Below are 25,604 nucleotides of genomic sequence, written 5' to 3' on the forward strand. Positions count from 1 at the left end.
CCTGTCGACGCGTCGACGGGCTCGCCGCAGCGGAACGGGCTCAGACCAGCTTCTTCAGCAGTTCCGCCTTCTTGGCGTCGAATTCTTCCTGCGTGAGGATGCCCTTGGTCTTGAGCTCGCCGAGCTTCTCGAGGGTGGTCATCACGTCCGCCGGATTGACCACGGCGACAACGGGTTGCTGTTGCGCCGCCGCGGGGTTGTTCGGATTGAGCCCCTGCTGCAGGTTCTGCGCCAGCACCTGGCCCAGCGCGACGCCGGCACCCAGGCCCATCGCATCGCCGGCAATGCCGCTGCCCTGGCCGGCACCCTCGGCGAATTTGGGAATTGCCTGCGCCGTCTGGTACTGCATGAATTTGCCCATGTCCTGGCCGACCATGCCCATTCCGATCTTCTGGTCGAGGATCTTCTGCAGCTCTTCGGGCAGGGAAACGTTCTGGACCGTGATGGCCTCGAGCTGAATGCCGATCTTGGCGAACTCGGGCACCAGCTGCGCTGCCAGCGCCTGCGCGAACTGGATCTGGTTGGCCGCCAGGTCGAGAAAGGGCACGCCGCTGGAAGCGATCGCGTTGCTGATGTTCTGCAGCACCAGGCCGCGCAGCTGGCCGTCGAGGTCGGCCACGCTGTAGATGTCGCGCGTACCCGAGATCTCGGTGTGGAAGAGCTTGGCGTCGCCGATGCGGAAGCTGTAGTTGCCGAAGGCGCGCAGGCGCACGGCGCCAAAGTCCTTGTCGCGGATCGTGATCGGCTGGGGCGTGCCCCATTTCTGGTCGACCTGCTGGCGGGTGCTGAAGAAGTAGACGTCGCTCTTGAATGGGGACTCGAAGAGCTTGTCCCAGTTCTTGAGATAGGTGAGCACCGGCAGCGTCTGCGTGGTGAGCTTGTACATGCCCGGTCCGAACACGTCGGCCACCTGGCCCTCGTTGACGAAGACCGCCACCTGCGACTCGCGCACCGTGAGCGAGGCGCCGTTCTGGATTTCCATCTCGGCCATCGGGAAGCGCCAGGCCAGCGTCCCGTCTCCAGTTTCGGTCCACTGGATGATGTCGATGAACTGCTTCTTGATGAAATCCATCAGCGCCATGGTCGATCCTCGTCCGGTTTTTCTGAGCGGGCATATTGCCACAACGGCTCGATGCTTCGGGCCTTTTTGGCCGCACCGCCGGCGCGGCAAGGCCGGTGTCCCGCGAATCGCGAGGTCTACAATCGGCGCCCCTCACAAGAAGCGTTGCACGGAGCCAAGGCACATGTCCGATCTGACCTCCCCGATCCCTACGCCCGAAGACAAGCGCGCCGAACTGCGCAAGGCGGCCCTCGAGTACCACGAGTTTCCTGTTCCGGGCAAGGTCGCGATCGCAGCGACGAAGCAGATGCTGAACCAGCGCGACCTGGCGCTGGCCTACTCGCCCGGCGTGGCGGCGCCTTGCGAGGAGATCGTCAAGGATCCAGTCAACGCCTTCAAGTACACCGCGCGCGGCAACCTGGTGGCGGTGATCACCAACGGCACCGCGGTGCTGGGCCTAGGCGACATCGGGCCGCTTGCCTCCAAGCCGGTGATGGAAGGCAAGGGCGTGCTGTTCAAGAAGTTCGCGGGCGTCGACGTGTTCGACATCGAGATCGACGAGAAGGACCCGGCCAGGCTGGTCGAGGTCATCGCGGCACTGGAGCCGACCTTCGGCGCCATCAACCTCGAGGACATCAAGGCGCCCGATTGCTTCTACGTGGAGCGCGAGCTGCGCAAGCGCATGAAAATCCCGGTCTTCCACGACGACCAGCACGGCACCGCGATCACGGTGGCGGCCGCCATGCTCAACGGCCTCAAGGTGGTGGGCAAGGACATCGCACAGATCAAGCTGGTTACCTCCGGCGCCGGCGCCGCGGCGCTGGCCTGCCTCAACCTGCTGCTCAAGGTCGGCCTGAAGCGCGAGAACGTGTTCGTGACCGACCTGGCCGGCGTGGTCTATGAAGGCCGTACCGAGCTGATGGACGACGACAAGCGCCAATACATGCAGAAGACGTCGGCGCGCTCGCTGGCCGAGGTGATCGAGGGCGCCGACGTGTTCCTGGGCCTCTCCGCCGGCGGCGTGCTCAAGCCCGCCATGGTGGCCAAGATGGCGGCCAGGCCGGTGATCTTCGCGCTTGCCAATCCGAATCCGGAAATCACGCCCGAGGACGCGAAGGCCGTGCGCGACGACGTCGTCATGGCGACCGGCCGCACGGACTACCCGAACCAGGTCAACAACGTCCTGTGCTTCCCCTACATCTTCCGCGGCGCGCTCGACTGCGGTGCGACCACCATCACCGACGAGATGGAAGTCGCGGCGGTGCATGCCATCGCCGAGCTCGCGCAAGCGGAGCAAAGCGAGCGCGTGGCGGCGGCCTACGTCGGCGAGAAGCTCAGCTTCGGCCCCGAGTACCTGATCCCGAAGCCCTTCGACCCGCGGCTCATGATGAAGATCGCGCCCGCGGTCGCCAAGGCGGCGGCCGAGAGCGGCGTCGCGCTGCGGCCCATTGCCGATCTCGATGCCTACCGCGACAAGCTGCAGAGCTTCGTCTACGCATCGGGCACCACGATGAAGCCGATCTTCGACGCCGCCAAGCGCGCGCCGAAGAAGCGGGTGGCCTACAGCGAAGGCGAGGAAGAGCGCGTGCTGCGCGCCGCGCAGATCGTGGTCGACGAAGGCGTCGCACGGCCCACGCTGATCGGCCGGCCGGCGATCATCGCCCAGCGCATCGAGAAGTTCGGCCTGCGGCTGAAGGAAGAGCTCGACTACGACGTCGTCAACACCGATTTCGACCACCGCTACCGAGACTTCTGGCAGACCTACCACCGCATGACCGAGCGCAAGGGGATCACGGTGCAGGTCGCCAAGATCGAGATGCGCCGCCGCCTCACGCTGATCGGTGCCATGCTGCTGCACAAGGGCGACGTCGACGGGCTGATCTGCGGAACCTGGGGCACCACGGCATTGCATCTGCGCTACATCGACCAGGTCATCGGCAAGCGCGCCGGCGGCTGCGCGAGCACCCCCCAGGACGTGCCGATCTACGCCTGCATGAACGGCCTGCTGCTGCCCGACAGGCAGGTGTTCCTGGTCGACACGCACGTCAATTACGACCCGACGCCCGAGGAACTGGCCGAGATCACGACCATGGCGGCCGAGGAGATGATGCGCTTCGGCCTCAAGCCCAAGGCCGCGCTGCTGTCGCATTCGAACTTCGGAACCAGCGAACACCCGAGCGCGGTCAAGATGCGTCAGACGCTTGCACTGCTGCGCGAACAGGCGCCGTGGCTGGAGGTCGACGGCGAAATGCACGGCGACGTCGCTTTGGATGGCAAGCAGCGCGCCGCGGTCATGCCGCACAGCGCCTTGGCCGGCGATGCCAATCTGCTGGTATTTCCAAACATCGATGCGGCCAACATTTCCTACAACCTGCTCAAGACGGCGGCCGGCGGCAACATCGCCATCGGTCCGGTCCTGCTCGGGGCTGCCAAACCGGTGCACATCCTCACGGCGAGCGCCACGGTACGCCGTATCGTCAATATGACGGCCCTCACCGTTGCCGACGCCAACGCCGAGCGCTAAGTCTTCGTGCGACAGCGGTCGCTAACTTCAGTTGTGACGATGAGACCCTGGCGCCTGCTCAAAGATTGAGCAGGCGCTTGCGTTTTGTACGGCCCTAGGGCACACTTGCGGCCTTGAATTTGCGGGTTAACCCGGAGGTTGACCTGCGATTCGGCCCTCGCTCTTTTCCTTCTGGTGCCCCATGGCGGCTTACGCCTCGATCACGTCCCCGGTTTCCAAATTCGCGCTCACGGGCCTCCTGCTGGTGGCCCTCGGCGCCGGAGCCCAGGCCCGTGAATGGTTTGGCACCCGCGCCGGACAGCCGGCACAGGAAACGATCGCGCTGGCCGAATTGCCGGTGCAGGGCCAGCGCACTTACGGAGCCATCTTGAAGGGTGGCCCCTTCCGACATGAAAAGGACGGCTCGGTGTTCGGCAATCGCGAACGCCTGTTGCCGCGAGAGCGCCGGGGCCATTACCGAGAGTACACGGTCGAAACACCCGGCTCGCGTGACCGTGGCGCACGACGCATCGTCTGCGGAGGCGAGCGCACGACACCCTCGGTGTGCTGGTACACGGCAGACCACTATGCGAGTTTCAGGCGGATCGAGCCATGAGCGATGAACTGGATTTGAGCGGCGCACCCAGGCGCCCTGAGGTAAAGATGACCACGACAACTATGGAAAGACCAGCGGAGATGACCCCCACCCTTCGGGGCGTGCGACCCAATATCGTGCAGTCGATTCGTGCGTTTCGCGTGAGCGATCTGCAAGAGGCGGCGCACGCAGCGGGCCAGCACTTCCTTTACGCCAACCTGGGCAACGCCCAGTCCAAGCAGGACGTGCTGGACCTGATCGCCCAGCAGTTCACCTTTCCGCAGCATTTCGGCAAGAACTTCGATGCGCTGTACGACTGCATGACCGACCCGTTGCATAAATCGGGCCCGCAGCCCGGTTTCGTTATCGTGCTCGAGCAGATCCCGGCCAACGCCAAGTTCGACAAGGAAGCACGCGAGCAGCTGCTCGACATCTTCCGGGACGCCGCCGACTACTGGGGAGATCGGAAGATACCGTTCCGGTGCTTCTATTCTTTTCTGTAGCCCGTTCTGCATCCACCAGCCAAGCAGAACGGGCGAACGAGGCTAACGGTACCGAATCGGTGCCCGGTATCGAAGTCCAAGGCAATAGTGATCCGGCGGCAGAAAAGATGCCGACCGACAAACTGGTCGACGTGTCGCCCCTGGCGCTGCGAATGAGCAGTCCTTTCAACGCAGGCTACTGGCTCGCAGCCGCGTAGACTTGCCCGAGAAGGCCCGTCTCTGACGGGCCTTTTTCTTTATGGGGTGGTGGCTTGGGCGAGCGCGACGTACTCGGCCACGTGCACCTCTTCGGCGCGCCGGTGCGTGTCGAAATCACCGGCGAATCCATGCTGCTCCAGCCATTTGCCCAAGCTATGGCGCAGCAGTTTGCGGCGCTGGCTGAAGGCGACCTGGACGATTTCGCCCAGCCGGCCTGCGTCGACCGGCGGCGGTTCGGCCAGCGGCACCATGCGCACCACGGCACTGTCCACCCGCGGCGGCGGATCGAAGCTCTCGGGCGGCACGAACAGCACGTTCTCCATCGCGTAGCGCCACTGGAGCATCACGCTCAGGCGGCCGTAGTCCGAGGTGGCCGGCTGCGCGATCATGCGATCGACGACTTCCTTTTGCAGCATGAAGTGCTGGTCGGCAACCAAGTGCGCGAAGTCCAGCAGGTGGAACAGGATCGGCGTCGAGATGTTGTAGGGCAGGTTGCCCACCACGCGCAGCAGCTTCGTGGCCGGAGGCACGGCCAGGCGCGCGGCCAGGGCGGCGAAATCCACCTTCAGGACGTCCGACTCGATCACCTCGAGCTGCCCATGCGCCCGCAACCGCTGCGCCAGGTCGCGGTCCAGCTCGATCACCGTCAGCCGGCCCAGGCGCTCGACCAGCGGCTGGGTCAGCGCCGCGAGGCCCGGGCCGATCTCGACCATCGCATCGCCGGGCCGCGGCGCGATCTCGCGCACGATCGCATCGATGATGCCGGCGTCGGACAGGAAATGCTGTCCGAAGCGCTTGCGGGCAATGTGCTTCACCGAGGGCCGCCGAGGCGCCTTGCCGTCAGGACTGAGGTGCCTCGCGGTACTCGACGTAGGCGCGCGTGCGCAGTTCCTGCGCCCAGGTTTCGTAGGCTTCTTCCAGCTTCTTCTCTCGCAGCACGCCGCGCGCAGCCTCGCGCTGCTCGGACTGGCTCAGCTTGGCGTCGCGCCGCGCGACCACCTGGATCAGGTGCACGCCGAAACGGGACACGACCGGGTCGCTGACCTGGCCGGGCGCCAGCCGGTTCATGGCTTCCTCGAACTCGGGCACGAACTGCCCAGGACGCGACCAGCCCAGGTCGCCGCCATCCTTGGCGCTGCCGTCTTGCGAGTTGTCGCGGGCCAGCCCCGCGAAATCGGCCGTGCCCTTCTGGATGCGATCCTTGAACTCGGCCAGCTGCGCCACCGCCTGCGCGGTGGTGCGCTTCGGGTCGTTGCGCAGCAGGATGTGGCGCACCTGAGTCTGGGTGACGACCGCGTCGGCCGAGCCCGGCTGGCTCTTGGCCAGCACCTTGAGCACATGGAAACCGGCGCCCGAGCGGATCGGCCCGGCGATGCCGTTGACCGCGGTCGACTGCGTCGCCTCGACGAACAGGGAGGGGTAGCGGTCCGCGCTGCGCATGCCCAGCACGCCACCATTGGCGCGATCGGGCGAATCGGAGAATTCCTGCGCGAGCTTGGCGAAGTCCTCGCTGGCGCGCGCGCGCTGGGCGACGCCCTGGGCGCGCTGCTGCAGCGTCGCGATCTGCGCCTCGGTGGCGGTCTCGGGCACCGCCACCAGCACCTGTGCGATGTTGAGATTCGGCGCCACGGCGGCATTGGGCCCGTTGCGCTGCTCGCGCATGAACTGGTCCACCTCGACGTCGCTGATCTTCACCTTGGCCTCGATCTCGCGGTCGCGCAGGCGGGTGAGCAGGAGCTGGTCGCGCAGGTCGTTGCGGAAGCTCTGGGGCGAGATGCCCTCCGCCGCGACGCGGCTGCGCAGTTCGGTCAGGCTCATTTGGTTCTGCCGGGCCACGGTCTGCTCGGCCTGGTCGATGGCGAGCTCGTCGACCTTGATGCCGACCTCCTTGGCCGCCTGCAGCTGGGTGCGCTCGGCGATCAGGCGCTCCAGCACCAGGCGCGTGAGCTCCGCCCTCGGCACGCGCTGCGCCTCGGCGTTTTCCTTTATCAGGCGCTCGACCCGGGTCTGCACCTCGTTGTTGGTGATGGGCTCGGAATTGACGAGCGCCACGATGTATTCGGCCGAACGCTGGCCGGTCGGTGCCGCCGGCGCGGCGCGGGGTGCGGCGGGTGCTGGCGCGAGACGCGGGCCGGCACGCATGATGTCCGTGATGCCGACGCCGGGGCGCGAGCCCTGTCCCTGCGCACCGGCCGCCGCGGCCAGCGTTGCGAGGCACGCCAGGGTGAGGATGGAGCGGATGTGGTTCATGGCGGGAAGGCTCAGTCGTAGTTGGTGAAGCGGCTCGGTGCGGGGAAAGGTTGCCGCAGAGGCTGGTAGCGCTGGATGTTCTGGGTCAGGGTGCGCATGGGGCTCGATCCGATGGAGGCGAAACCGACGAATTCGATCTGGAACATGATGCGCGTGTTCGCGGTGGCTTGGCCAGTGGTCAGGCGTTCCAGGACCACGCGACCGATCCAGCAGCAGCCGTCGTACTCGAAGCCGAGCACGCCGTCGGTGAGCTTGCGGTCCTGCAGGCTGTAGTTGAGCCGCCCCACGGCGTACCAGCGCCCGCCGCCCTGGCCTCGGCCCGGGCCGAGGTCCTTGCCCTTGTCGCCCCACAGGTCGTTGACCGGCCACTGCCAGCTCACGTCCAGCGACTTGTTGCCGTCGTTGGAGGTGGGGGTCGTGTTCGCCTGGTAGCGGTAGGCCGCCGAGATGTTGCGGTAGGGCCCGGGGTTGTAGCGCGCGCTCAGCGCCGTGCGGGTCGACTTGTGATCGTCGGGGTTGTACTGGACGGTGCCGTCCACGCTCCATTGCGGCGTCCAGTTGATCTGGGCGCCGAGCAGCAGGTCGCTGACGCGGTCGGTCACCGCCGTGCCGCCAGGAAGCGTGACGCGCTGGTCCTTGAAGCGCAGCCGCTGCGCGATCCCGAAGCGGGCCGCCTCGGCGCCGGTCTCGGGATCGATCAGCCGCGAGGTCACGCCGGTAGTGAGCGTGTTGCTGTCGGAGATGCGGTCGTTGCCGGAGAAGGCGTTCTCGGTGTAGACGGTCGCGAAGTTGAAGTCGTTGGCAGCCGAGTCGTAGTTCGGCAGCAGGCTCTGGTCGCGGTAGGGCGTGTAGACGTAGAAGGCGCGCGGCTCCAGCGTCTGGCGGAAGGCGCGGCCGAAGAAATTGGCGTCGCGCTCGAAGATCATGCCGCTGTCGAGGCTGAAGGTCGGCACCGTGCGGCTGGCCGAGCTGGCGCCGTTGGACAGCGGCGCATCGAACTGGTAGCTGGTCGTGTGCAGCTGGATCTTGGGAATGACGAAGGTGCCGGGCGTGAGGAAGGGCCGGCTCAGCGAGGCCAGCGCGAACACCCGTTCGCCGTCGGGCTGCTTCTGCAGCGACGGGTCCCCGCGGAAGCGGGAGTAGTCGGCGTTGAACGAGAAGTCGAAGCCGTTCCAGTCGTACTTGTTGTAGTTGGCGGTGATCTGCGGCAGCCGGTCGTAGGGCGGCACGATCGGCGACAGGTCGTACTGCAGCGTCTGGTACTTCAGCGTGCGCACGACGCCATTCCAGTCGCCCTTGGTCCAGTTGAGCGAGGCATCGTTGGCCAGCAGACGCGTCGTCAGCGACGGCGTGCGCGTGAAGTCGCGCCAGTAGTCGTCGTCGCTCACCCGATTGAACCTCAGAGAGGCGGTCAGCGAGTCCAGGCCCAGGGGCTTGGGGTCGAAGGTTTGCGAGTGGTTCGTCCAGATGCCCCAGCGCTTGCGGTTGCGCAGGCTGTCGGTCGGCATGTAGTCGACGCGGACGTCGCCGCTGTAGCCCTTTTCGAGGTAGCGGAACTCGGTGCCGAGATTGACACCGCGCTTGCCCATCACCTCCGGGTAGAAGGTCGCGTCGCGGTTCGGCGCGATGTTCCAGTAGTAAGGCGTCGTGATGTCGACGCCGTTGACGCTTCCGATGCCGATGGTCGGTGGCAGGAAGCCGCTCTTGCGGTCGTTGCTGAGCGGAAAGCTCAGCGACGGAAAGGGCGGCGTGCTGATGCCCATGAAGCTCAGCCGCGCGTCGGTGGCCACACCGACGTTCTCCTCGGTGTCGGTGGTCAGGGTCGCGGCGCTCAGCAGCCAGGCCGGCATCCAGCCGGGATAGTCCTCGCGCCGGCAGGTGGTGTAGGTGCCTTGCCTGGCGATCGAGACGTTGCTGTCGACGAAGTCCACCCGCTCGGCGTCGCCCTCGCCGCCCGAGGCCAGGAAGCGGTAGCGCACCTTGTTGAAGAAGCCCTCGAAGGTCTCGAGCTTGAGCTCCAGCTGGGGGCCCTCGTAGACATTGCCGGCCTGGTTCACGCGCACGTTGCCGCTGGCCTTGGCGAGGTCCTCGGGCTGGTAGTACTCGAGCCGGTCGGCGTGGATCACCGTGTCGCCGCGTCGCAGCGAGGCATTGCCCTCGATCACGGTTTCGAGGTCGGGCCGGCCGGAGATGCGATCGCCATCGACGAAGCTCGGCAGCTCGCCGCGCTGCGTCTTCGGGATGGTCTCCAGCAGTTGCGGCGTGCGTTTGAGCGTGATCGGCGCGTCCAGGCCGGCGTCCTGTGCCGATGCGCCTTGGGCTTGCAGCAGCGCCAGCGTCAGCAAGGCCAGCGGCAGAGGCGGTCGGCACCGGCGCCAGTCAGCTCGGGTCAGGTCAGGCATCGGTACGGAAAGAATTCTTCTGGGGGGAGCGCCGGATGGTCGGGGGTTGCGACAGGCCCGCGCCGGGCGGATTTGTAGAATTGATTATCCATGACAGCCTCCCCGCCCCCGGACAACGGCGCCTCGACGCCTTCCCAACCGATCAGCTGGAGCGATCCGGAGCGTGCCCAGGCCTTCGCGCAATGGCTGGCCGCCATCGGCCCGCGGCACCGGCTGCTGCCGGCCACCGTGCGGCCGGCCTCGGCCGACGCAAGCTTCCGCCGCTACTTTCGCATCGACACGGAGGACCCGGCCGGCACGCGCATCGTGATGGATGCGCCCCCCGCCCAGGAGAACAGCGCCCCCTTCGTGCAGGTCGCCCGGCTGATGCGCGACGCCGGGCTGACCGCACCCCAGGTGCTCGAATGGGACGAGCCGCGAGGCTTCCTGCTGCTCGACGACCTCGGCCGCCAGACCATGCTCGAGGTGATCGACCCCGCCGACCCCGACGCTGCGCGTCCGCTCTACGCCCAGGCGATCGATGCCCTGATCCGGTGGCAACTCGCGTCCAGGCCGCAGGTGCTGCCGCCCTACGACCGGGCGCTGCTCGAGCGCGAGCTGGGTCTGTTCCCCGACTGGTACGTGGCCCGGTACCGTGGCCTCGCCGTCGAAGGCCCGCTGCAGGAGCGGCTTCAACGCAGCTTCCAGCTGATCGTCGAGAACAACCTCGCGGCGCCGCGCGTCTACGTGCACCGCGACTTCATGCCGCGCAACCTGATGATCACCAGCGGCCCGGCCCTGGGCGTACTGGACTTCCAGGACGCGGTGCACGGCCCCATCACCTACGACATCGCCAGCCTGATGCGCGACGCCTTCCTGAGCTGGGACGAGGACTTCGTGCTCGACGTCACGGTGCGCTACTGGGAGCAGGCGCGCAAGGCCGGCCTGCCGGTGGACGAGGACTTCGGCGCCTTCTACCGCGCGGTCGAATGGATGGGCCTGCAGCGCCACCTGAAGGTGGCGGGCATCTTCGCGCGGCTGACGCTGCGCGACGGCAAGCCGAAGTACCTGGCCGACACGCCGCGCTTCATCGCCTACATTCGCGCGACCGCGGGGCGCTATCGCGAGCTGACGCCGCTGCTGCGCGCCATCGACGAGATCGAAGGCACGCAGCCGCAGAGCGGCTTCGCGTACGGGCGGATGTGAAGCCGCGCTTCCACTGCACCACGGCCCTCGCCGCGCACAGCGCGATGGCGCTCCCGCCCGGCGCCGCGCGCCACGTCCAGGTGCTGCGCATGCAGCCCGGCGACGCGCTCACGCTCTTCGACGGCAGCGGCGGCGAGTACGCCGCCACCGTCGAGCGCATGGGCCGCAGCGAGGTGACGGTGCAGGTCGGCGCGCACGCCGCGCTCGAGCGCGAGGCGCCGCGCGCCGTGCACCTGGCGATCGGCATGCCGGCCAACGAGCGCATGGACTGGCTGGTCGAGAAGGCAACCGAGCTCGGCGTCGCCAGCATCCAGCCCCTGATGACCGCGCATGGCGTGCTGCGCCTGGCCGGCGAGCGCGCCGACAAGAAGCGCGCGCATTGGCAGGCGATCGCGATCGCGGCCTGCGAGCAGTGCGGCCGCAACCGGGTGCCGCTGGTCCACCCCGTGCGAGCGCTGGCGGGTTGGATCGACTCGCCGCCGATCGACGACGCCGAGCGCTTCGTACTCAGCCTGGCCGATGGCGCGCACAGCCTGCGCGAGATCCGCGATGGCGCGCCGGCCACCGGCCTGCGCGGCGCCTGCGTGCTCAGCGGCCCCGAAGGCGGCCTGAGCGCCGCCGAGGAGGGCGACGCCATCGCGCGCGGCTTCGCGCCGCTCACGCTCGGCCCGCGCGTGCTGCGCGCCGAGACCGCGGCGCTGGCGGCGCTGGCCTTGCTCGCGCACCCGTGACCAGAATCCCCGCCTCTTCTTCCACTCCTACCCGCCCATACATGCCGTCGCTCCTGCCCTCTTCGTTGCGCCTCGCGCCCCTCCTGCTCGCCATGCTGTGCACCGCCGGTGCCGCCCATGCCCAGGGCACGGCCGTGGCGCCGACGCCGACCCAGGTGCGGCCGGCGGTCGACCAGGCCTACACGCAGCTGCTGGCCGCGCCCGCCATGAAGCAACTGCTCGACGCGGTGAAAGCGGATCACGAGCGCTCGGTCGAAGACCTCAAGATGCTCACCGAGATCGAGGCACCGCCCTTCAAGGAGCAGAAGCGCGCCGAGGCCTTCCTCGCACGCATGAAGGCGCTGGGCCTCAGCGACGCCCGCATCGATGCCGAAGGCAACGTGGTGGGCCTGCGCAACGGCACGGGCAAAGGGCCCAAGCTGCTGATCTCGGCCCATCTCGACACGGTCTTCCCCGCCGGCACCGACGTCAAGGTGAAGGAGCGCGACGGCAAGCTGTACGCGCCCGGCATCTCGGACGACACACGCGGCCTCGCTGTGCTGCTGTCCTGGCTCAAGGTGCTCAACGACAACAAGATCCAGACCGTCGGCGACCTGCTGTTCGTGGGCAACGTGGGCGAGGAGGAACTGGGCAACCTGCGCGGCATGAAGGCCCTCTTCCGCGAGCACGTCGACATCGACGGCATGGTGGGCGTGGAGCCGGCGCCCGACGGCACGGTGCTGGTGCTGGGCACCGCGAGCCATCGCTACGAGGTGAGCTTCAAGAGCCCGGGTGGCCACAGCTACGGGGCCTTCGGCCAGGTGCCCAGCGCGATCCACGGCATGGGGCGCGCGATCGCCAAGATCGCCGAGATCAAGACGCCCAGCTTTCCCAAGACCACCTTCACCGTGGGCACGGTCGGCGGCGGCACCTCGGTCAACACCATCGCGCCCGATGCGCGCATGGCGGTGGACATCCGTTCCGACGAGATGGGCGCGCTGCTCGAGACCGAGAAGAAGGTGCTGGCCGCGATCGACGAGGCGGTGGCGGAGGAGAACAAGCGTTGGAACGTCAACACGCTCAGCGTCAGCAACAAGCTGATCGGCGACCGGCCGGGCGGGCGCACGCCCTCGGACTCGGTGATCGTCGAGGCCGCCGTGCGCTCCAACAGCGCCTTCGGGCACAAGACCCTGCTGAGCGGCGCCAGCACCGACGCCAATGTGCCGATGTCGCTGGGCATCCCGGCCATCATCATCGGCGGCGGCGGCAAGACCGGCGGCTTCCACGCGCTCTCCGAATGGATCGAAGTGACAGACGGCTGGAAAGGCGCGCAGAATGCCCTCGCGACCGTGCTCGGGCTGGTCGGCGTGCAGGGCGTGAGCGAGCCCTTGCTGCCCAAGCGCCCGCCGCGCCCGCAGCCCTAGCCCTTCCCCCTCATTCACTTCAGGAGTCCATCATGGGATTGCTCGATTCGGTACTCGGACAAGTGCTCGGCGGCGCGCAGCCACAGCAACCCCAGGGCGGCGGCTTGGGCGGGCTCGGTGAGCTCGGCGGCCTCGCCGGCGCGCTCGGCGGCCTGCTCGCCAACAACGGCGAGGTGGGCGGCCTCGGCGGGCTGGTCTCCAAGTTCGAACAGGCCGGCATGGGCGACGTGATCGGCTCGTGGATCGGCAAGGGCGAAAACCAGCCGGTCACCGACGACCAGCTGCAGAACGCGCTGGGCAGCGACGTCGTCTCCGGCCTTGCGCAGAAGCTCGGCATCAACGCCGCCACCCTGCTGCCGATGCTGGCCACGCTGCTGCCGATGCTGATCGACCGGCTCACGCCCCGGGGCCAGGCGCCGGCCGAGGGCCTGGGCGACCAGGACGAGCTGCTGTCCTCGCTCAGCAGTCTGCTGCACAAGGGTTGAGCTCCTCTCGATGAACCGCAATCTCTGGCTGCTCGCCGTCTGCCAGGGCTTGTTCCTGACCAACAACGTCGCCTTCATCGCGATCAACGGCCTGGTCGGTCTGGCGCTGGCGCCGCGCGGCTGGATGGCCACGCTGCCGGTGATGGGCTATGTGGTCGGCGGCGCGCTGGCCACCGGCCTGGTGGCACGCACGCAGCGGCGCCTCGGGCGGCGCCGCTCCTTCCAGATCGGCCTGGCCGTGGCGTTGGGCTCGGCGCTGCTGTGTGCGCAGGCCGCGTTCTGGCAAGACTTCTGGCTGCTGTGCGCGGCCACCGTGGTGGCCGGCTACTACAACGCGAACGCCGCGCTCTACCGCTTCGCTGCCGCCGAACTGGCCGCGCCGGCGTGGCGCGAGAAGGCGGTCTCGCTGGTGATGGCGGGCGGGCTCATCGGCGCGGTGGCGGGCCCGAACCTCGCGGCCCTCACGCGCAACTGGTTCGCGGTGCCTTTCGCGGGCGTCTATCTCGCCCTCGGCGCCGTCGCGCTGCTGGCGATGGGCCTGATGCACTTCATCGACTTTCCCGCGCCGCCCGCGAGGAATGCGGCAACCGGCGGGCGCCCGCTGGGCGAGATCGTGCGCCAGCCGGTGTTCATCGTCGCTGCGATGGCGGGCGCTCTCAGCTACGGCGTGATGAACCTGCTGATGGCCGCCACACCGATCGCGATGCAGATCTGCAACCTGCCTTTTGACGACGTCGCGCTGGTGCTCGAATGGCATGTGATCGGCATGTTCGCGCCGGGCTTCTTCACCGGCCACCTGATCCGCCGCTTCGGCGCGCTGCCGGTAATGGGCGCGGGCCTGCTGCTCAACCTGGGCTGCATCGCAGTGGCGCTGTCGGGTGTGGAATTGCACCAGTTCCTCGTCGCGCTCTTCCTGCTGGGGCTGGGCTGGAACTTCCTCTTCACGGGCAGCACGACGCTGTCGCTCTCGGCGTACACGGCCGAGGAGAAGGACCGCGCGCAAGGCGCGCTCAACTTCTGCGTGTTCGCGACGCTGGCGCTCAGCTCCTTCGCCTCCGGCGTGCTGGTCACGACGCAGGGTTGGCAGCTGCTGAACATCGGCTCGCTGGTGCCGGTGCTGCTGACCGGCGCAGGACTGTTGTGGCTCGCGCGCAAGCGGCGTGCCGCGGCGGCGGCGGCGGCTTAGGCCGGCGGGAAGCGGGCATCGAGCCAGCGCGCCAGCGTGTCGAAGACGGGTTTCGATTCCAGCTCGTTGAAGATCTCGTGATAGAGCGCCGGGAAGCAGGTGGCGCTGAGCACCTTGGCCGGCGCGGCCTCCGCAAAGCGGCGGCTGCCGGCTGGCTTCACCAACCGGTCGTCGCCGGCGTAGACCAGCAAGGTAGGCACCGTCCATCGAGGCGCCGCCGCCTGCACGACCGCGCCTTCGTCGGCCAGGAAGCGCGCCAGCCGCGCGCCGATACGGTCGTGGCACAGCGGGTCCGCGCGGTAGCCCTGGACCACCGCCGGATCGTGGGAGAGATAGCGGTCATCGAGGCCGTTGCCCACGCGCAGCGTGGGCGCCGCGCGTGACAGCACGGCGACCAGCAGTTTCTGAAACGCGCTGAGCCCCGGATCCAGTCCGGGCGACGAGAGCACCAGCGCATCGACGGGCCGCACCGCGCGCGCCACGAAGCTCGCGGCGACCAGCCCGCCGAGGCTGTGACCCAGCACGACGAGCGGCAGCCCCGGGTACAGGCGGCGCGTGTCGTCGACCACCAGCGCGAGGTCATCGACCAATCGCATCACGCCGGGCAGACCGCCGCGCGCGCCGCTCGACGCGCCGTGGCCGTAGTGGTCGGCGGCGCGGACCGCGAAACCCCAGTCGTTGAGACCTTGCGCCAGATGCGCGTAACGACCCGCATGCTCGCCGATGCCATGCACCAGCACGACGACGGCCCGGGCGGGGCGATCGGCCGAAAGCGGCCAGTCGTGCAGGGCCAGCGTCTCGCCGTCCGGCGTGCGCAACTGCGCTTGCGCCACGAATGCGGCGGCCGGCTTCAGGCGCCGGCGGCGCGAGCGGCCGGCAGCGCGGCGATGACCTCGGCCACGGCCGCGGTCAGCTTCTTGGCGTAGGGCACATGCAGGAACTCGTTGGGTCCGTGCGCATTGCTCTTGGGGCCGAGCACGCCGCAGACCATCATCTGCGCCTTCGGGAAGCCGACGCTCAGCATGTTCATGAGCGGAATGGTCCCGCCTTGCCCGATGTAGCCGCAGCTCGCGCCGAAGTGCGCCTGCGAAGCGGCGTTGAGCGCACGCTCGAACCAGGATGCGGTGGAAGGCGCATTCCAGCCGGTGGCGCCGCCGTTGCTCTCGAAGGTGACCTTGGCCTGGTAGGGCGCGTTGTCTTCGAGCAGCGTCTTGAGCTCCTGCACGGCCCGGTCGGCATCGACCAGCGGCGGCAGGCGCAGCGAGAGCTTGAACGCGGTGTACGGACGCAGCACGTTGCCCGCGTCCTTCAGCGCCGGGAAGCCTTCGGCGCCGGTCACGGAGAGCGTGGGCTTCCAGGTGCGGTTGATCAGCGCCTCCACCGGATCGCTGGTGGTCGGCAGCGCGAAGGCGGTCGCGCCGCCGCAGTCGTAGTGCGCCCAGGGGAAGCGCTTGTAGACCTCGTCGCCCAGGATTTCGGCGGTGGCCCTGGCCTGCACGAGGCGATCGGCCGGCAGCTCGCAGTGGAAGCTCTGCGGCAGCAGGCGGCCGGTCTTGCTGTCCTCGAGGCGGTCCAGCACCTGGCGCATGATGCGGAAGCTCGAGGGCACCAGGCCCGAGGCGTCGCCGGAGTGCACGCCCTCGGTCAGGATCTCGACCTTCAGCGTCCCGCTCGCCATGCCGCGCAGCGAGGTGGTGAGCCACAGCTGGTCGTAGTTGCCGGCGCCCGAGTCGAGGCAGATCACCAGGCCCACCTCGCCAAGGCGCGGCCGCAGCGCGTCGATGTAGGGCAGCAGGTCATAGGAGCCGGACTCCTCGCAGGTCTCGATCAGGCCGACCACGCGCGGATGGGCCGCGCCCTGCGCCTTGAGCGCCTGCAGCGCCGCGACGCTCGCGTAGACCGCGTAGCCATCATCCGCGCCGCCGCGGCCGTAGAGCAGGCCGTCTTCATACTTGGGGGTCCACGGGCCGAGGTCGCTGCGCCAGCCGGTGAACTCGGGCTGCTTGTCCAGGTGGCCGTACATCAGCGCGGTCTCGCTCATGTCGGTGCCGGTGGCCGGCACCTCGAAGAAGAGCACCGGCGTGCGCCCTTCGAGCCGCACGATCTCGAGCTTCAGGCCCTCGACCTTCTGTGCCTCGACCCAGGCGGCGGCATTGCGCATCACGGTGTCGAGATAGCCGTTCTGCACCCAGTCCTTGTCGAAGCCGGGCGACTTGGCCGGGATGGCGATGTACTCGGTGAGCTGGCGGACGATGTCCTGGTCCCATTTCGTCGAGACGTCGGACAGGGCGCGCTCGGCATCGAGCAGGCCCGAAGGCATTTCGCGGTGCAGGGGAGCGTTCATGGGGTTCTCCGCGTGGTGGGTCTGGGCGAGGATCTCGCGAATTATGGGCGCATGCCGCGCGGCCCGCAGGGCTTTGGGCTAATCTCTGCCGGCTTCGAAGTGGCAACCCGATCGGAGGCAGATTTTGAGCAGCAACAGCATGCACGTTCGCGTCGGCATCGGCGGCTGGACCTACGAGCCCTGGCGCAAGAACTTTTATCCCGAGGGCCTGCCGCACAGCCAGGAGCTGCACTACGCGAGCCGGCAGCTCACGGCCATCGAGGTCAACGGCACCTACTACAGCAGCTTCAAGCCGCCGACCTTCAAGAAGTGGCACGACGAGACGCCGGAGGACTTCGTCTTCTCGCTCAAGGCCTCGCGCTTCGCGACCAACCGCAAGCAGCTGTCGGCCGCGGGCGAGTCGGTCTCGCGCTTCGTCGAAAGCGGCATCACGGAACTGGGCGACAAGCTGGGCCCGATCGTCTGGCAGTTCTTGCCGACCAAGGCCTTCGATCCCGAGGACTTCGAGGCCTTTCTCGCGCTGCTGCCGAAGAAGGAGGGCAGCCGTGCGCTGCGCCACGTGATGGATGTGCGGCATCCGAGCTTCATGGCGCCGGCCTACCTGGCGCTGGCGCGCAAGTACCAGGCGGCGACGGTCTTCACCGACGCGGACAAGTTCCCGTCCTTTGCCGATCTCACGAGCGACTTCGTCTATGCGCGGCTGATGATGAGCGACGCCGGGCAGAAAACCGGGTATGCGCCCAAGGCGCTCGATGCCTGGGCCGAGGCGGCGAAGACCTGGGCCGGCGGCGGACTGCCGGAGGCGCTGCCCTATGTCGAGGAGGGCGGCAAGGGCACGAAGAGCGCGCGCGACGTCTTCATCTACTTCATCAACGGCGCAAAAGAAAAGGCACCGGCGGCTGCCGGTGCCTTGATTCAGCGCCTCGATTGAGCGGCGCGAGAGGCGCCGCGGCTCAGGCTGCGGCTTGCAGCGCCGGCTTGCTGGGGCTGCTGCTGCCAGCGGCGGCACCGAAGCTGATCTCGCCGGAGAGCTGGCCACCTTCCTCGACCACGATCTTGCCGTAGCGGATTTTGCCGGTGACTTTGCCGGTGGAATGGATGACAAGCTTTTCGCGCACTGTCAGGTTGCCGTCGAACAGGCCGCGGATTTCGGCGATGTCGATTTCGGCCGAGCCCTTGAAGGCGCCTTGTTCGGCGATCTGCATCACGCGCGAGTCCATGGTCGCCTCGACCAGGCCTTCGACCACGAGCGTGTCGCAATCGGTGATCTCGACGCCCTTGAGCTTGATGTTGGGGCCGACGGTGAGCTTGCTGCCGCCTTCCTTGGCCGCCGCGCTCGCCGTCGACTGCGCCGACAGGTTGGTCGGGGTCACGGGAGAACCCGAAAGGTTGGTGCCGGAACCCATCAGTGGCGCGGGACGAGAGGCAAGGGGTTCGGCTTCGCGTTCACGCTTGCCGAAGAAGGGGGACTGTGTGGCCAATGGGAAGCTCCTCAAAAGGGGTCATCGTAAGAAGACGCTCCGAGCTCGCTGCACTTCATTGCGCAAGAAGCGTAACTGAATACGTCTCGAATGGCAGTGCCTGGGAACTTTCGTCTGCGTCTCGCGGCGTCGGCTCACGCAGTCTGCCACACCGCGCGCCCTTGGGCGGCATCGTCGATCGTTGCGATGAAGCCGGCGACCGCGGTCTCGGGCAAGCTGAGAGCGAAATGCACGAGGCTTTCATGGCGCACTTCGCGCAGCGTGGCGCCCGCCGTCGCCATCTCGCGGCGCACCACGCCCTCGAGCGCGTAAGGGACGGCGCATTGCAGCCAACAGTGCTTCACCAGCGGTACCAGCGTTGCGCCGAGCAGCGCCTGCGCAATGCTGTCGGTGTACGCGCGTACCAGTCCGCCGGCACCGAGCTTGACGCCACCGAAGTAGCGCACGACGGTCGCGAGCACGCCTTCGAGCGCGTGGTGCCGCAGCACTTCCAGCATGGGGCGCCCGGCGGTGCCGCCGGGTTCTCCATCGTCGTTGGCGGCCGATTGCCCACCGGCCATCAGCGCCCAGCACACATGGGCCGCGCCGGGGTGCGCGCTGCGCAGTGCATCGACGATGGCCTGCGCGGCCGCGCGATCGGCCACCGGCTGCACGCAACCGATGAAGCGGCTCTTCTTGATCAGGAGTTCGCTGTGCAGCGGCGCGGCGAGGGTGAAGGCCATTGGTTCCCGGCGCGGGGCCGAAGGCTCGGCTGCTTCAGCGCTCGCGCTCGAACTTGAAGACTGCTGTGCCGGCACGCGCGTTCGGCAGCCAGCGCACCTCGGTGCCTTCCTGCAGGCCGAAGGCGTCGAGCACGCGCAGGCGGTTCTTGCGCGCGAGCACTTCGAAGTCCTTGAAGGTGCCGACGCGGATGTTGGGCGTGTCGTACCACTGATAGGGAAGGCGCCGCGTCACGGGCATGCGGCCGCGCGCGATGCTGATGCGGTTCGGCCAGTGCGCGAAGTTGGGGAACGCGACGATGCCGATGCGGCCGACGCGCGCCGTTTCGCGCAGCATCACCTCGGCATTGCGGAGATGCTGCAGCGTGTCGATCTGCAGCACGACGTCGAAGGAGGCATCGTCGAACATCGCCAGGCCTTCGTCGAGGTTGAGCTGGATCACGTCGACGCCGTGACGGATGCATTGCAGCACGTTGCCATCGGCGATCTCGACACCGTAGCCGCTGCAGCCGCGCTCGCGCTGCAACAGGTCGAGCAGGGCGCCGTCGCCGCAGCCGAGGTCGAGCACGCGCGAGCCCTCGGGCACGAGGCGCGCGATCAGGCGCTGAGTGTGCACATCGCTCATCAGGCAACCTCCGCGCTGCGCGCTGCGGTGCGAGCGCCTTCGGGCGGCCGGGCGGCGCTCATTGAAGAGGCTCCTCTTTCGCGATGTGCTCGAAGTACGAGCGCACGACGCTCATGTAGCGCACGTCGTCGAGCAGGAAGGCGTCGTGCCCGTGCGGTGCGTCGATCTCCGCATAGCTCACGTTGCGGCGGTTGTCGAGCAGCGCCTTCACGATCTCGCGACTGCGCGCCGGCGCGAAGCGCCAGTCGGTGGTGAAGCTCACGAGCAGGAAGCGGGCGGTGGCCGGCGCCAGCGCAGCGCGCAGGTCGCCGCCGTGCGCGCGCGCGGGGTCGAAGTAGTCGAGCGCGCGCGTGATCAGCAGGTAGGTGTTGGCGTCGAAGTACTCGCTGAACTTGTCGCCGTTGTAGCGCAGGTAGCTCTCGATCTGGAACTCGACCTCCTGGGTCGAGTAGAGGAAGTCCGTGCCGGCCACATCGCCCTCGACGGCGCTGCGCAACGCGCGGCCGAACTTCTCGTTCATCAGGTCGTCGCTCTGGTAGGTGATGTGGCCGATCATGCGGGCGATGCGCAGGCCGCGCTTGGGGATCACGCCATGCTCGTAGAAGTGGCCGCCGTTGAAGTCGGGGTCGGTCACGATGGCGCGGCGGGCCACCTCGTTGAAGGCGATGTTCTGCGCCGTCAGGCTGGGTGCGCTGGCGATCACGACCGCATGGCGCACGCGCTGCGGATACTGCAGGGTCCACGACAGCGCCTGCATGCCGCCCAGGCTGCCGCCCATCACCGCGGCCAGCGTCTCGATGCCGAGCGCGTCGAGCAGGGCGGCCTGCGCGCGGACCCAGTCCTCGACGGTGACCACCGGAAAGTCGGCGCCGTAGATGTGCCCGGTCGCCGGATTGGCGTGCATCGGGCCGGTGGAGCCGAAGCAGGAGCCCAGGTTGTTGATGCCGATCACGAAGAAGCGGTCGGTGTCGACCGGCTTGCCCGGGCCGATCATGTTGTCCCACCAGCCCTCGGACTTCTCCTGGCCCGCATACACGCCGGCCACGTGGTGCGAGGCGTTCAGCGCATGACAGACCAGCACGGCGTTGCTGCGCTGCGCGTTGAGCGTGCCGTAGGTCTCGTAGGCCAGGCTGTAGTCGGAGATCGTCGCGCCGCTGCTGAGCGGCAGCGGACCCGCGAAGGACATGGATTGCGAAGAGACGAGCAGCGACATGGAAAAGAAAAACCCGGCCTCGCCAAAAACGAGCCGGGTCGGGCATCCGTCTTTAGCAGCATTTGTTAAGCGCCCGCAAGCTGGAGCAAATCGGCGCGTCCGGTGAGTATATGCCGCTCAACCCCAGCCGATCAACGCGCCGGCGCCGAGCAGCAGGAAGAGGGCGGCGGAGACGCCGTGCACCAGCTTGATGGGCACGCGCTTCACGATGCGCTCGCCCAGCCACACCACCGGCGCGTTGGCCACCATCATGCCCAGCGTGGTGCCGAGCACGACCCAGGCATAGGCATCGACGTAGCGCGCGGCGAGCATGACGGTGGCGATCTGCGTCTTGTCGCCCATCTCGGCGAGAAAGAAGGCGATCAGCGTGGTGCCGAAGACGCCGAAGCGCGAGGTCTTCGGGAGCTGGTCGTCATCGAGCTTGTCGGGAATCAGCATCCACAGCGCCATCGCGATGAAGGAGCCGCCCAGGATCCAACGCAACACATCGGGGCCCAGCGCGTGGGTGACCCAGTTGCCCACCGCGCCCGCCAGCGCATGGTTGACGACCGTGGCCGCGAAGATGCCCAGCGCGATCGGCCAGGGCCTGCGAAAGCGCGCGGCGAGGACCAGCGAGAGCAGCTGGGTCTTGTCGCCCATTTCGGCGAGCGCGACCACGCCGGTCGCAACGAGAAAAGCTTCCATGAAAAAGGGACTCCTGGGCCGAAGGACGCAATTGACCGTGCAACACCTTCGGCCACATCCGAAGCTGCACGGTCAAAGGTCTCGCCAGGTGGAACACTGTCTGCGCCATGTCCGGCACAAAGGCCGGGCAAGTCTGTTGACGCACACCCTTCTCGCAATGGAAGGCGGCTACTCCCCAATGACCGGGCGATTCTAGCCATGCGCAAGCTCCGCTTTGTGAGCAGGCGCAAACTTCCCATTTATTTTTCGCGAGGGCGCCATTGCGGGCAAATTCCTACTTGCGTGCGAATCATTTCACCCATAATGCACGAGCCTCTCACTTGAGTTTTCGACAGGAGGGGCGATTCGGTGATCGGTCAGTTTCGCGCGGCCCAGCGGCTTTTCGTGGGTGGTGCTCCCGGGACTCCATCGCTTTTTCTTTGTGTTTATTAGGAGTCCCTTCATGGGCAACAAACTGTACGTCGGCAACCTGCCCTATTCGGCACGCGACGGTGATCTTGAGCACGCATTCAGCCAGTTCGGCACGGTGACGAGCGCCAAGGTCATGATGGAGCGCGACTCCAGCCCGCCACGTTCCAAGGGTTTCGGATTCGTTGAAATGGGCAGCGACGCGGAAGCGCAAGCGGCCATCAAGGGCATGAACGGCCAGGACATGGGTGGTCGCAGCGTCGTCGTGAACGAAGCGCGCCCCATGGAAGCGCGCCCACCGCGTAGCGGCGGTTACAGTGGTGGTGGCGGCGGTGGCTGCGGCGGCGGTGGTGGTGGCGGCTACGGCGGTGGTGGCGGCGGCGGTCGCAGCGGCGGTGGCGGCTACGGCGGCGGTGGCCGGAGTGGTGGTGGCGGCTACGGCGGCGGCGGGTGGCGGTGGCGACGGCGGTTTCCGCAGCCCCTACGGCGCCGGCCCGCGCGGCGGCGGCCGCAGTGGTGGTGGTGGCGGCGGTGGCTATGGCGGTGGCGGCGGCAACAGCGGCTACTGATTCGCACCCTGCACAGACTGAAAAGGCTCCCGAGGGAGCCTTTTTTCGTTGAGGGCGCGGCCCACTCGTCACCGGCGCCGGGACTTATCCGTTGCGCCGTTGCTTTCGCCCGCGGCCCTGGACCGCGATATCGAACAAGTCATTGGGCAACGCCCGCATGAGCTTGGCCACCACGCCCATCTGCCAGGGAATCACGCGGTAGCTGGCGCCGGCCTCGATCGCGCGAAAGGCGCGATCGGCAAACGCCTCGGGCTGCAACAGGAAGGGCATGCCGTAGCGGTTGCCCCGGGTGAGCGGCGTATCGACGTAGCCGGGCAACAGCGTGACCACCTTGACGCCGCTGGCGCGCAGCTCGCCGCGCAGGCTCTCGCAATAAGCCACCACGCCGGCCTTGCTGGCGCAGTAGGCGCCATGGCCGGGCAGGCCCCGGATGGCCGCGACGCTCGCGATGCCCACCAGCCGCCCTCTGCCCCGCGCGCGCATCGCGGCGACAAAAGGATGGAAGGTGGCGGCCAGGCCTACGTTGTTGATGGCCAGCGTCTCGGCCAGCACGTCGAGATCGCCGCGTTCTTCGGTGTCGATGCCCACGCTGATGCCGGCGTTCGCAATGACCACGTCCGGAACTCCCTGGCGCTCGATGCAGGCGGCGCCCGCCCCCACGATGCTGTCGATCTGCGCCACGTCGGCGCCATAGACCTGGACATCGCCGGCGCCGATGCCGCGGGAGGCGGCCCAGGCCTCGATCTCGGCGGTCCGCCGCGCCGCCAGCGCGAGCCGGTAGCCTGCCTCGTGGAAGCGCGCCGCCAGCGCCTGGCCGATGCCGCTCGATGCGCCGGTGACGAAGGCCAGCGGCTTCAACGCTTGGTCCCAGGCGTGGACGGCATCAGCATCCCCCGCACGCGGCCGTGCAGATTGGCCACGCCCGAGAGGTTGTCGTAGTCCATCGAATCGGCGGTGAACTGGTCCGAGCCGCGAATCAGGGTGACGGGCTTGTGCGACTTGACCCGCTCGGTGTCGAGAAAGGCATGCAGGAACTCGCCGCGGAACTCCAGCCGAGGCATCAACTTGCCGTCCGCCGTGGTGGCCGCTTCGCGCACCACGATCGCGTTGCCGAAGAGCTGGACCTCGCTGCCGTCGGCATTCGACAAGCCGCGCTTGGCGGTGGCGCGCGTGGTCAGGCCTTCCGGCGACACGGAGCGCAGGCGCACCTGGTCCACCTCCATCGTGTCGGTGTCCGGATAGTGCCGGCCCTCGGTGCCGAACAGCTCGCTGCGCAGCTCGCCGCTGGGCAGGAAGTTCTTGATCACGAAGTCGCGCATGAAGTAGTCGGGCTCGTGCTTGGGTGCTTCCTTGGGCACCGGCTCGAGCAGCTTCGGAGCATTGCGCACCAGCCAGTAGGTGCCCAGTGCGAGCACCGCCGTCAGGATGATCGGCAGGTAGATCGTGACCCGGTCGAAGGCGTCGCGCAGCGCGTTCCAGGCCGCCTTTGCCCTCATGCGGCGGGGCCTCGCGCAATGTCCAGCAGCCGGCGGTAGTGGCCGCCGGCCGTGAGCAGGAGATCGCAGAATTCGCGCGCCGCGCCCTCTCCGCCGCGCGCGGAGGTCACATGATGCGCGACCGCGCGTACCTCGGCATGCGCATTTGCGGGCGCGGCGGCGAAGGCGACGCGCGTGAGCACCGGCAGGTCCGGCCAGTCGTCACCGATGGCGGCGGCTTGTGTCCATTCGAAGCCGAGCAGCGCGAGCATGGCCTGCGCGGCCGGCAGCTTGTCCTCGGTGCCGTAGCGCACATGCTCGATGCCCAGGGCCTGCAGGCGCAGGCGCAGCGGCTTGGAGTCGCGCCCCGTGATCACCGCCGGCGTGATTCCGGCCAGGCGCAGCAGCTTGAGGCCGTAGCCGTCGAGGATGCTGAAACGCTTGAGCGTTTCGCCGTGCTCGCTGAAATAGATGCCGCCATCCGTCAGCACGCCGTCGACGTCGAAGAAGGCGACACGGATGTCCTGCGCGGCGAGCAAGGTCTCCGCCGTGAATGGGAGCGCCATCAGATGACTTTCGCGCGCATCAGGTCGTTGATGGTGAGCGCGCCGATCAGCACGCCCGCCGCATCGACCACCAGCACGCTGGTGATCCTGTGCTGCTCCATCAGCTCGGCCGCCTCCGCCGCCAGCGCATCGGCGCGCAGCGTGCGCGGGCCGGGGTGCATCACGTCGGCCGCGGTCAGGGCGCGCAGGTCCGCACCGGTCTCGATCTGGCGGCGCAGATCGCCGTCGGTGAAGATGCCGATCGCGCGGCCCTCGCGATCGACGATCGCGGTGGCGCCCAGGCCTTTGGAGCTCATCTCCCGCATCAGCTCGCTGAAGCTGGCATCGGGTCCCACCCGCGGCACGGCGTCGCCGGAACGCATGACGTCGCTGACATGGGTGAGCAGCTTGCGGCCCAGGGCGCCGCCGGGATGCGAGCGCGCGAAATCCTCGGTGCCGAAGCCGCGCGCATCGAGCAGCGCGACCGCCAGGGCGTCGCCCATGGCCATCTGCGCGGTGGTGCTGGCGGTGGGCGCGAGGTTGAGCGGGCAGGCCTCTTTCTCGACGCCGCCGTCGAGCACGATGTCGGCATGGCGGGCGAGCGTGGAGTCGGTGCGGCCGGTGATCGCGATCAGCGGCACGCCCTGCCGCTTGACGACCGGCAGGATCACCGTGAGCTCGTCGACCTCGCCGCTGTTGGAGATGGCGAGCACCAGGTCGACCGGCTTGATCATGCCGAGATCGCCATGGCTGGCCTCGGCCGGGTGCACGAACATCGCAGGCGTGCCGGTGGAGGCCAGCGTGGCGGCGATCTTGCGGCCCACATGGCCGCTCTTGCCCATGCCCATGACAACCACGCGGCCGCGCACTTCCAGGATCTTCTGCACGGCCTCCACGAAGCTCGCGCCAATGCGCTGCTTGAGGCCGAGCACGGCCTCGGCCTCGATGTCGAAAGTGGTGCGGGCCCGCGCGAGCATCGCGTCGGAGGAGGCCTGAAGGGCCGGGTCGGGGCTGGAGCGCATCGCGGGATTTTATCGGCC

24 protein-coding genes, 1 pseudogene and 1 riboswitch are annotated in these 25,604 nt (G+C 67.9%); of the genes and pseudogenes, 10 read left to right on the forward strand and 15 right to left on the reverse strand.

Annotated elements, in window-relative coordinates; genetic code table 11:
• Positions 1–40: 40 nt before the first annotated feature.
• Positions 41–1,081, reverse strand: a complete 1,041-nt coding sequence (locus tag GXN78_RS12570) for an SPFH domain-containing protein (RefSeq protein ID WP_106559608.1) — start codon at positions 1,079–1,081, stop codon at positions 41–43.
• A gap of 163 nt (positions 1,082–1,244) precedes the next feature.
• On the opposite strand from GXN78_RS12570, the gene GXN78_RS12575 reads away from it, so the two are divergent.
• From GXN78_RS12575 to GXN78_RS12585, 3 genes are all read left to right on the forward strand, one after another.
• A complete protein-coding gene (locus GXN78_RS12575) occupies positions 1,245–3,584 on the forward strand; it encodes an NADP-dependent malic enzyme (RefSeq protein WP_106559607.1) in 2,340 nt (779 codons plus the stop codon).
• A gap of 181 nt (positions 3,585–3,765) precedes the next feature.
• A complete protein-coding gene (locus GXN78_RS12580; RefSeq protein ID WP_106559606.1) occupies positions 3,766–4,179 on the forward strand; it encodes a ribonuclease domain-containing protein in 414 nt (137 codons plus the stop codon).
• Between the two features lie 47 nt (positions 4,180–4,226).
• Entirely contained in the window at positions 4,227–4,661 is a 435-nt protein-coding gene (locus GXN78_RS12585) for a barstar family protein (RefSeq protein ID WP_162577690.1), read from the forward strand.
• Positions 4,662–4,897: 236 nt separating this feature from the next.
• Here the strand turns inward: GXN78_RS12585 and rsmA are convergent, their stop codons facing one another.
• Genes rsmA through GXN78_RS12600 form a run of 3 tightly spaced genes read right to left on the reverse strand, consistent with a single transcriptional unit; the run spans position 4,898 to position 9,511 of the window.
• Positions 4,898–5,674: a 16S rRNA (adenine(1518)-N(6)/adenine(1519)-N(6))-dimethyltransferase RsmA gene (gene rsmA, locus GXN78_RS12590; RefSeq protein ID WP_106559604.1), complete on the reverse strand. Its 777-nt coding sequence runs from the start codon at positions 5,672–5,674 to the stop codon at positions 4,898–4,900.
• Between the two features lie 25 nt (positions 5,675–5,699).
• Positions 5,700–7,109, reverse strand: a complete 1,410-nt coding sequence (locus tag GXN78_RS12595) for a peptidylprolyl isomerase (RefSeq protein ID WP_106559603.1) — start codon at positions 7,107–7,109, stop codon at positions 5,700–5,702.
• 11 nt (positions 7,110–7,120) lie between these two features.
• Complete coding sequence (locus tag GXN78_RS12600; RefSeq protein WP_106559602.1) at positions 7,121–9,511, reverse strand: LPS-assembly protein LptD; 2,391 nt, start codon at positions 9,509–9,511, stop codon at positions 7,121–7,123.
• Between the two features lie 90 nt (positions 9,512–9,601).
• On the opposite strand from GXN78_RS12600, the gene GXN78_RS41190 reads away from it, so the two are divergent.
• Genes GXN78_RS41190 through GXN78_RS12625 form a run of 5 tightly spaced genes read left to right on the forward strand, consistent with a single transcriptional unit; the run spans position 9,602 to position 14,501 of the window.
• Entirely contained in the window at positions 9,602–10,696 is a 1,095-nt protein-coding gene (locus tag GXN78_RS41190; protein WP_106559601.1) for a phosphotransferase, read from the forward strand.
• The gene (locus tag GXN78_RS12610; protein ID WP_258187188.1) at positions 10,693–11,427 is read left to right on the forward strand and encodes a 16S rRNA (uracil(1498)-N(3))-methyltransferase; all 735 of its coding nucleotides are present in this window, start codon (positions 10,693–10,695) and stop codon (positions 11,425–11,427) included. Before GXN78_RS41190 ends, GXN78_RS12610 begins: the two co-directional genes overlap by 4 nt.
• A 41-nt stretch (positions 11,428–11,468) precedes the next feature.
• Positions 11,469–12,830, forward strand: a complete 1,362-nt coding sequence (locus GXN78_RS12615) for a M20/M25/M40 family metallo-hydrolase (RefSeq protein WP_106559599.1) — start codon at positions 11,469–11,471, stop codon at positions 12,828–12,830.
• Between the two features lie 32 nt (positions 12,831–12,862).
• The gene (locus GXN78_RS12620; protein ID WP_106559598.1) at positions 12,863–13,315 is read left to right on the forward strand and encodes a YidB family protein; all 453 of its coding nucleotides are present in this window, start codon (positions 12,863–12,865) and stop codon (positions 13,313–13,315) included.
• 10 nt (positions 13,316–13,325) lie between these two features.
• On the forward strand, positions 13,326–14,501 hold the full coding sequence (locus GXN78_RS12625; protein WP_106559597.1) for an MFS transporter: 1,176 nt from the start codon (positions 13,326–13,328) through the stop codon (positions 14,499–14,501).
• Here the strand turns inward: GXN78_RS12625 and GXN78_RS12630 are convergent.
• Positions 14,498–15,334 (reverse strand): alpha/beta hydrolase, encoded by an 837-nt coding sequence (locus GXN78_RS12630; protein WP_239142687.1) that lies wholly within the window; start codon positions 15,332–15,334, stop codon positions 14,498–14,500. The two genes, GXN78_RS12625 and GXN78_RS12630, sit on opposite strands and share 4 nt — an antisense overlap.
• A gap of 17 nt (positions 15,335–15,351) precedes the next feature.
• On the reverse strand, positions 15,352–16,845 hold the full coding sequence (locus tag GXN78_RS12635) for a M20 family metallopeptidase (protein WP_106559596.1): 1,494 nt from the start codon (positions 16,843–16,845) through the stop codon (positions 15,352–15,354).
• A 139-nt stretch (positions 16,846–16,984) separates the two neighbouring features.
• On the opposite strand from GXN78_RS12635, the gene GXN78_RS12640 reads away from it, so the two are divergent.
• A complete protein-coding gene (locus tag GXN78_RS12640; RefSeq protein WP_106559620.1) occupies positions 16,985–17,776 on the forward strand; it encodes a DUF72 domain-containing protein in 792 nt (263 codons plus the stop codon).
• A 22-nt stretch (positions 17,777–17,798) separates the two neighbouring features.
• Here the strand turns inward: GXN78_RS12640 and GXN78_RS12645 are convergent, their stop codons facing one another.
• The 5 genes from GXN78_RS12645 to GXN78_RS12665 all read right to left on the reverse strand — a co-directional run bounded on the left by GXN78_RS12645 (position 17,799) and on the right by GXN78_RS12665 (position 21,567).
• Entirely contained in the window at positions 17,799–18,326 is a 528-nt protein-coding gene (locus GXN78_RS12645) for a polymer-forming cytoskeletal protein (protein ID WP_106559595.1), read from the reverse strand.
• Positions 18,327–18,460: 134 nt separating this feature from the next.
• Positions 18,461–19,048: a YigZ family protein gene (locus GXN78_RS12650; protein ID WP_106559594.1), complete on the reverse strand. Its 588-nt coding sequence runs from the start codon at positions 19,046–19,048 to the stop codon at positions 18,461–18,463.
• 34 nt (positions 19,049–19,082) lie between these two features.
• Positions 19,083–19,670, reverse strand: coding sequence for a methionine biosynthesis protein MetW (gene metW, locus GXN78_RS12655; protein ID WP_106559593.1), 588 nt, complete (start codon positions 19,668–19,670; stop codon positions 19,083–19,085).
• Between the two features lie 58 nt (positions 19,671–19,728).
• Positions 19,729–20,883, reverse strand: coding sequence for a homoserine O-acetyltransferase (locus GXN78_RS12660; protein ID WP_106559592.1), 1,155 nt, complete (start codon positions 20,881–20,883; stop codon positions 19,729–19,731).
• A gap of 117 nt (positions 20,884–21,000) precedes the next feature.
• Positions 21,001–21,567: a TMEM165/GDT1 family protein gene (locus GXN78_RS12665; protein ID WP_106559591.1), complete on the reverse strand. Its 567-nt coding sequence runs from the start codon at positions 21,565–21,567 to the stop codon at positions 21,001–21,003.
• 7 nt (positions 21,568–21,574) lie between these two features.
• A riboswitch (yybP-ykoY riboswitch) is annotated at positions 21,575–21,756 on the reverse strand.
• A 253-nt stretch (positions 21,757–22,009) separates the two neighbouring features.
• On the opposite strand from GXN78_RS12665, the pseudogene GXN78_RS41925 reads away from it, so the two are divergent.
• A pseudogene (locus GXN78_RS41925) lies at positions 22,010–22,544 on the forward strand (RNA-binding protein).
• Between the two features lie 84 nt (positions 22,545–22,628).
• Here the strand turns inward: GXN78_RS41925 and GXN78_RS12675 are convergent.
• The 4 genes from GXN78_RS12675 to GXN78_RS12690 are packed head-to-tail and all read right to left on the reverse strand — an operon-like array spanning position 22,629 to position 25,586.
• On the reverse strand, positions 22,629–23,402 hold the full coding sequence (locus tag GXN78_RS12675; RefSeq protein ID WP_106559589.1) for an SDR family oxidoreductase: 774 nt from the start codon (positions 23,400–23,402) through the stop codon (positions 22,629–22,631).
• Complete coding sequence (lptC, locus tag GXN78_RS12680) at positions 23,399–24,040, reverse strand: LPS export ABC transporter periplasmic protein LptC (protein WP_106559588.1); 642 nt, start codon at positions 24,038–24,040, stop codon at positions 23,399–23,401. Before lptC ends, GXN78_RS12675 begins: the two co-directional genes overlap by 4 nt.
• Positions 24,037–24,585: an HAD hydrolase family protein gene (locus tag GXN78_RS12685; protein WP_106559587.1), complete on the reverse strand. Its 549-nt coding sequence runs from the start codon at positions 24,583–24,585 to the stop codon at positions 24,037–24,039. Before GXN78_RS12685 ends, lptC begins: the two co-directional genes overlap by 4 nt.
• Positions 24,585–25,586, reverse strand: a complete 1,002-nt coding sequence (locus tag GXN78_RS12690) for a KpsF/GutQ family sugar-phosphate isomerase (RefSeq protein ID WP_106559586.1) — start codon at positions 25,584–25,586, stop codon at positions 24,585–24,587. The genes GXN78_RS12685 and GXN78_RS12690 overlap by 1 nt, the downstream gene beginning before the upstream one ends.
• Positions 25,587–25,604: the final 18 nt, after the last annotated feature.

Origin of the sequence: Variovorax sp. WS11 (assembly GCF_010499245.1) — a bacterium.
Classification (GTDB): Bacteria; Pseudomonadota; Gammaproteobacteria; order Burkholderiales; family Burkholderiaceae_C; genus Variovorax.

What these genes read in the sequence shown, in the direction of transcription:
- GXN78_RS12625 (WP_106559597.1), top strand. Translation starts at nt 13,326, where the DNA reads ATGAACCGCAATCTCTGGCTGCTCGCCGTCTGCCAGGGCTTGTTCCTG.
- GXN78_RS12665 (WP_106559591.1), bottom strand. Translation starts at nt 21,567, where the DNA reads ATGGAAGCTTTTCTCGTTGCGACCGGCGTGGTCGCGCTCGCCGAAATG.
- GXN78_RS12570 (WP_106559608.1), bottom strand. Translation starts at nt 1,081, where the DNA reads ATGGCGCTGATGGATTTCATCAAGAAGCAGTTCATCGACATCATCCAG.
- GXN78_RS12580 (WP_106559606.1), top strand. Translation starts at nt 3,766, where the DNA reads ATGGCGGCTTACGCCTCGATCACGTCCCCGGTTTCCAAATTCGCGCTC.
- GXN78_RS12620 (WP_106559598.1), top strand. Translation starts at nt 12,863, where the DNA reads ATGGGATTGCTCGATTCGGTACTCGGACAAGTGCTCGGCGGCGCGCAG.
- GXN78_RS12575 (WP_106559607.1), top strand. Translation starts at nt 1,245, where the DNA reads ATGTCCGATCTGACCTCCCCGATCCCTACGCCCGAAGACAAGCGCGCC.
- GXN78_RS12600 (WP_106559602.1), bottom strand. Translation starts at nt 9,511, where the DNA reads ATGCCTGACCTGACCCGAGCTGACTGGCGCCGGTGCCGACCGCCTCTG.
- GXN78_RS12690 (WP_106559586.1), bottom strand. Translation starts at nt 25,586, where the DNA reads ATGCGCTCCAGCCCCGACCCGGCCCTTCAGGCCTCCTCCGACGCGATG.
- GXN78_RS12640 (WP_106559620.1), top strand. Translation starts at nt 16,985, where the DNA reads ATGCACGTTCGCGTCGGCATCGGCGGCTGGACCTACGAGCCCTGGCGC.
- lptC (WP_106559588.1), bottom strand. Translation starts at nt 24,040, where the DNA reads ATGAGGGCAAAGGCGGCCTGGAACGCGCTGCGCGACGCCTTCGACCGG.
- GXN78_RS12635 (WP_106559596.1), bottom strand. Translation starts at nt 16,845, where the DNA reads ATGAACGCTCCCCTGCACCGCGAAATGCCTTCGGGCCTGCTCGATGCC.
- GXN78_RS12650 (WP_106559594.1), bottom strand. Translation starts at nt 19,048, where the DNA reads ATGGCCTTCACCCTCGCCGCGCCGCTGCACAGCGAACTCCTGATCAAG.
- metW (WP_106559593.1), bottom strand. Translation starts at nt 19,670, where the DNA reads ATGAGCGATGTGCACACTCAGCGCCTGATCGCGCGCCTCGTGCCCGAG.
- GXN78_RS12685 (WP_106559587.1), bottom strand. Translation starts at nt 24,585, where the DNA reads ATGGCGCTCCCATTCACGGCGGAGACCTTGCTCGCCGCGCAGGACATC.
- GXN78_RS12595 (WP_106559603.1), bottom strand. Translation starts at nt 7,109, where the DNA reads ATGAACCACATCCGCTCCATCCTCACCCTGGCGTGCCTCGCAACGCTG.
- GXN78_RS12615 (WP_106559599.1), top strand. Translation starts at nt 11,469, where the DNA reads ATGCCGTCGCTCCTGCCCTCTTCGTTGCGCCTCGCGCCCCTCCTGCTC.
- GXN78_RS41190 (WP_106559601.1), top strand. Translation starts at nt 9,602, where the DNA reads ATGACAGCCTCCCCGCCCCCGGACAACGGCGCCTCGACGCCTTCCCAA.
- GXN78_RS12585 (WP_162577690.1), top strand. Translation starts at nt 4,227, where the DNA reads ATGACCACGACAACTATGGAAAGACCAGCGGAGATGACCCCCACCCTT.
- GXN78_RS12660 (WP_106559592.1), bottom strand. Translation starts at nt 20,883, where the DNA reads ATGTCGCTGCTCGTCTCTTCGCAATCCATGTCCTTCGCGGGTCCGCTG.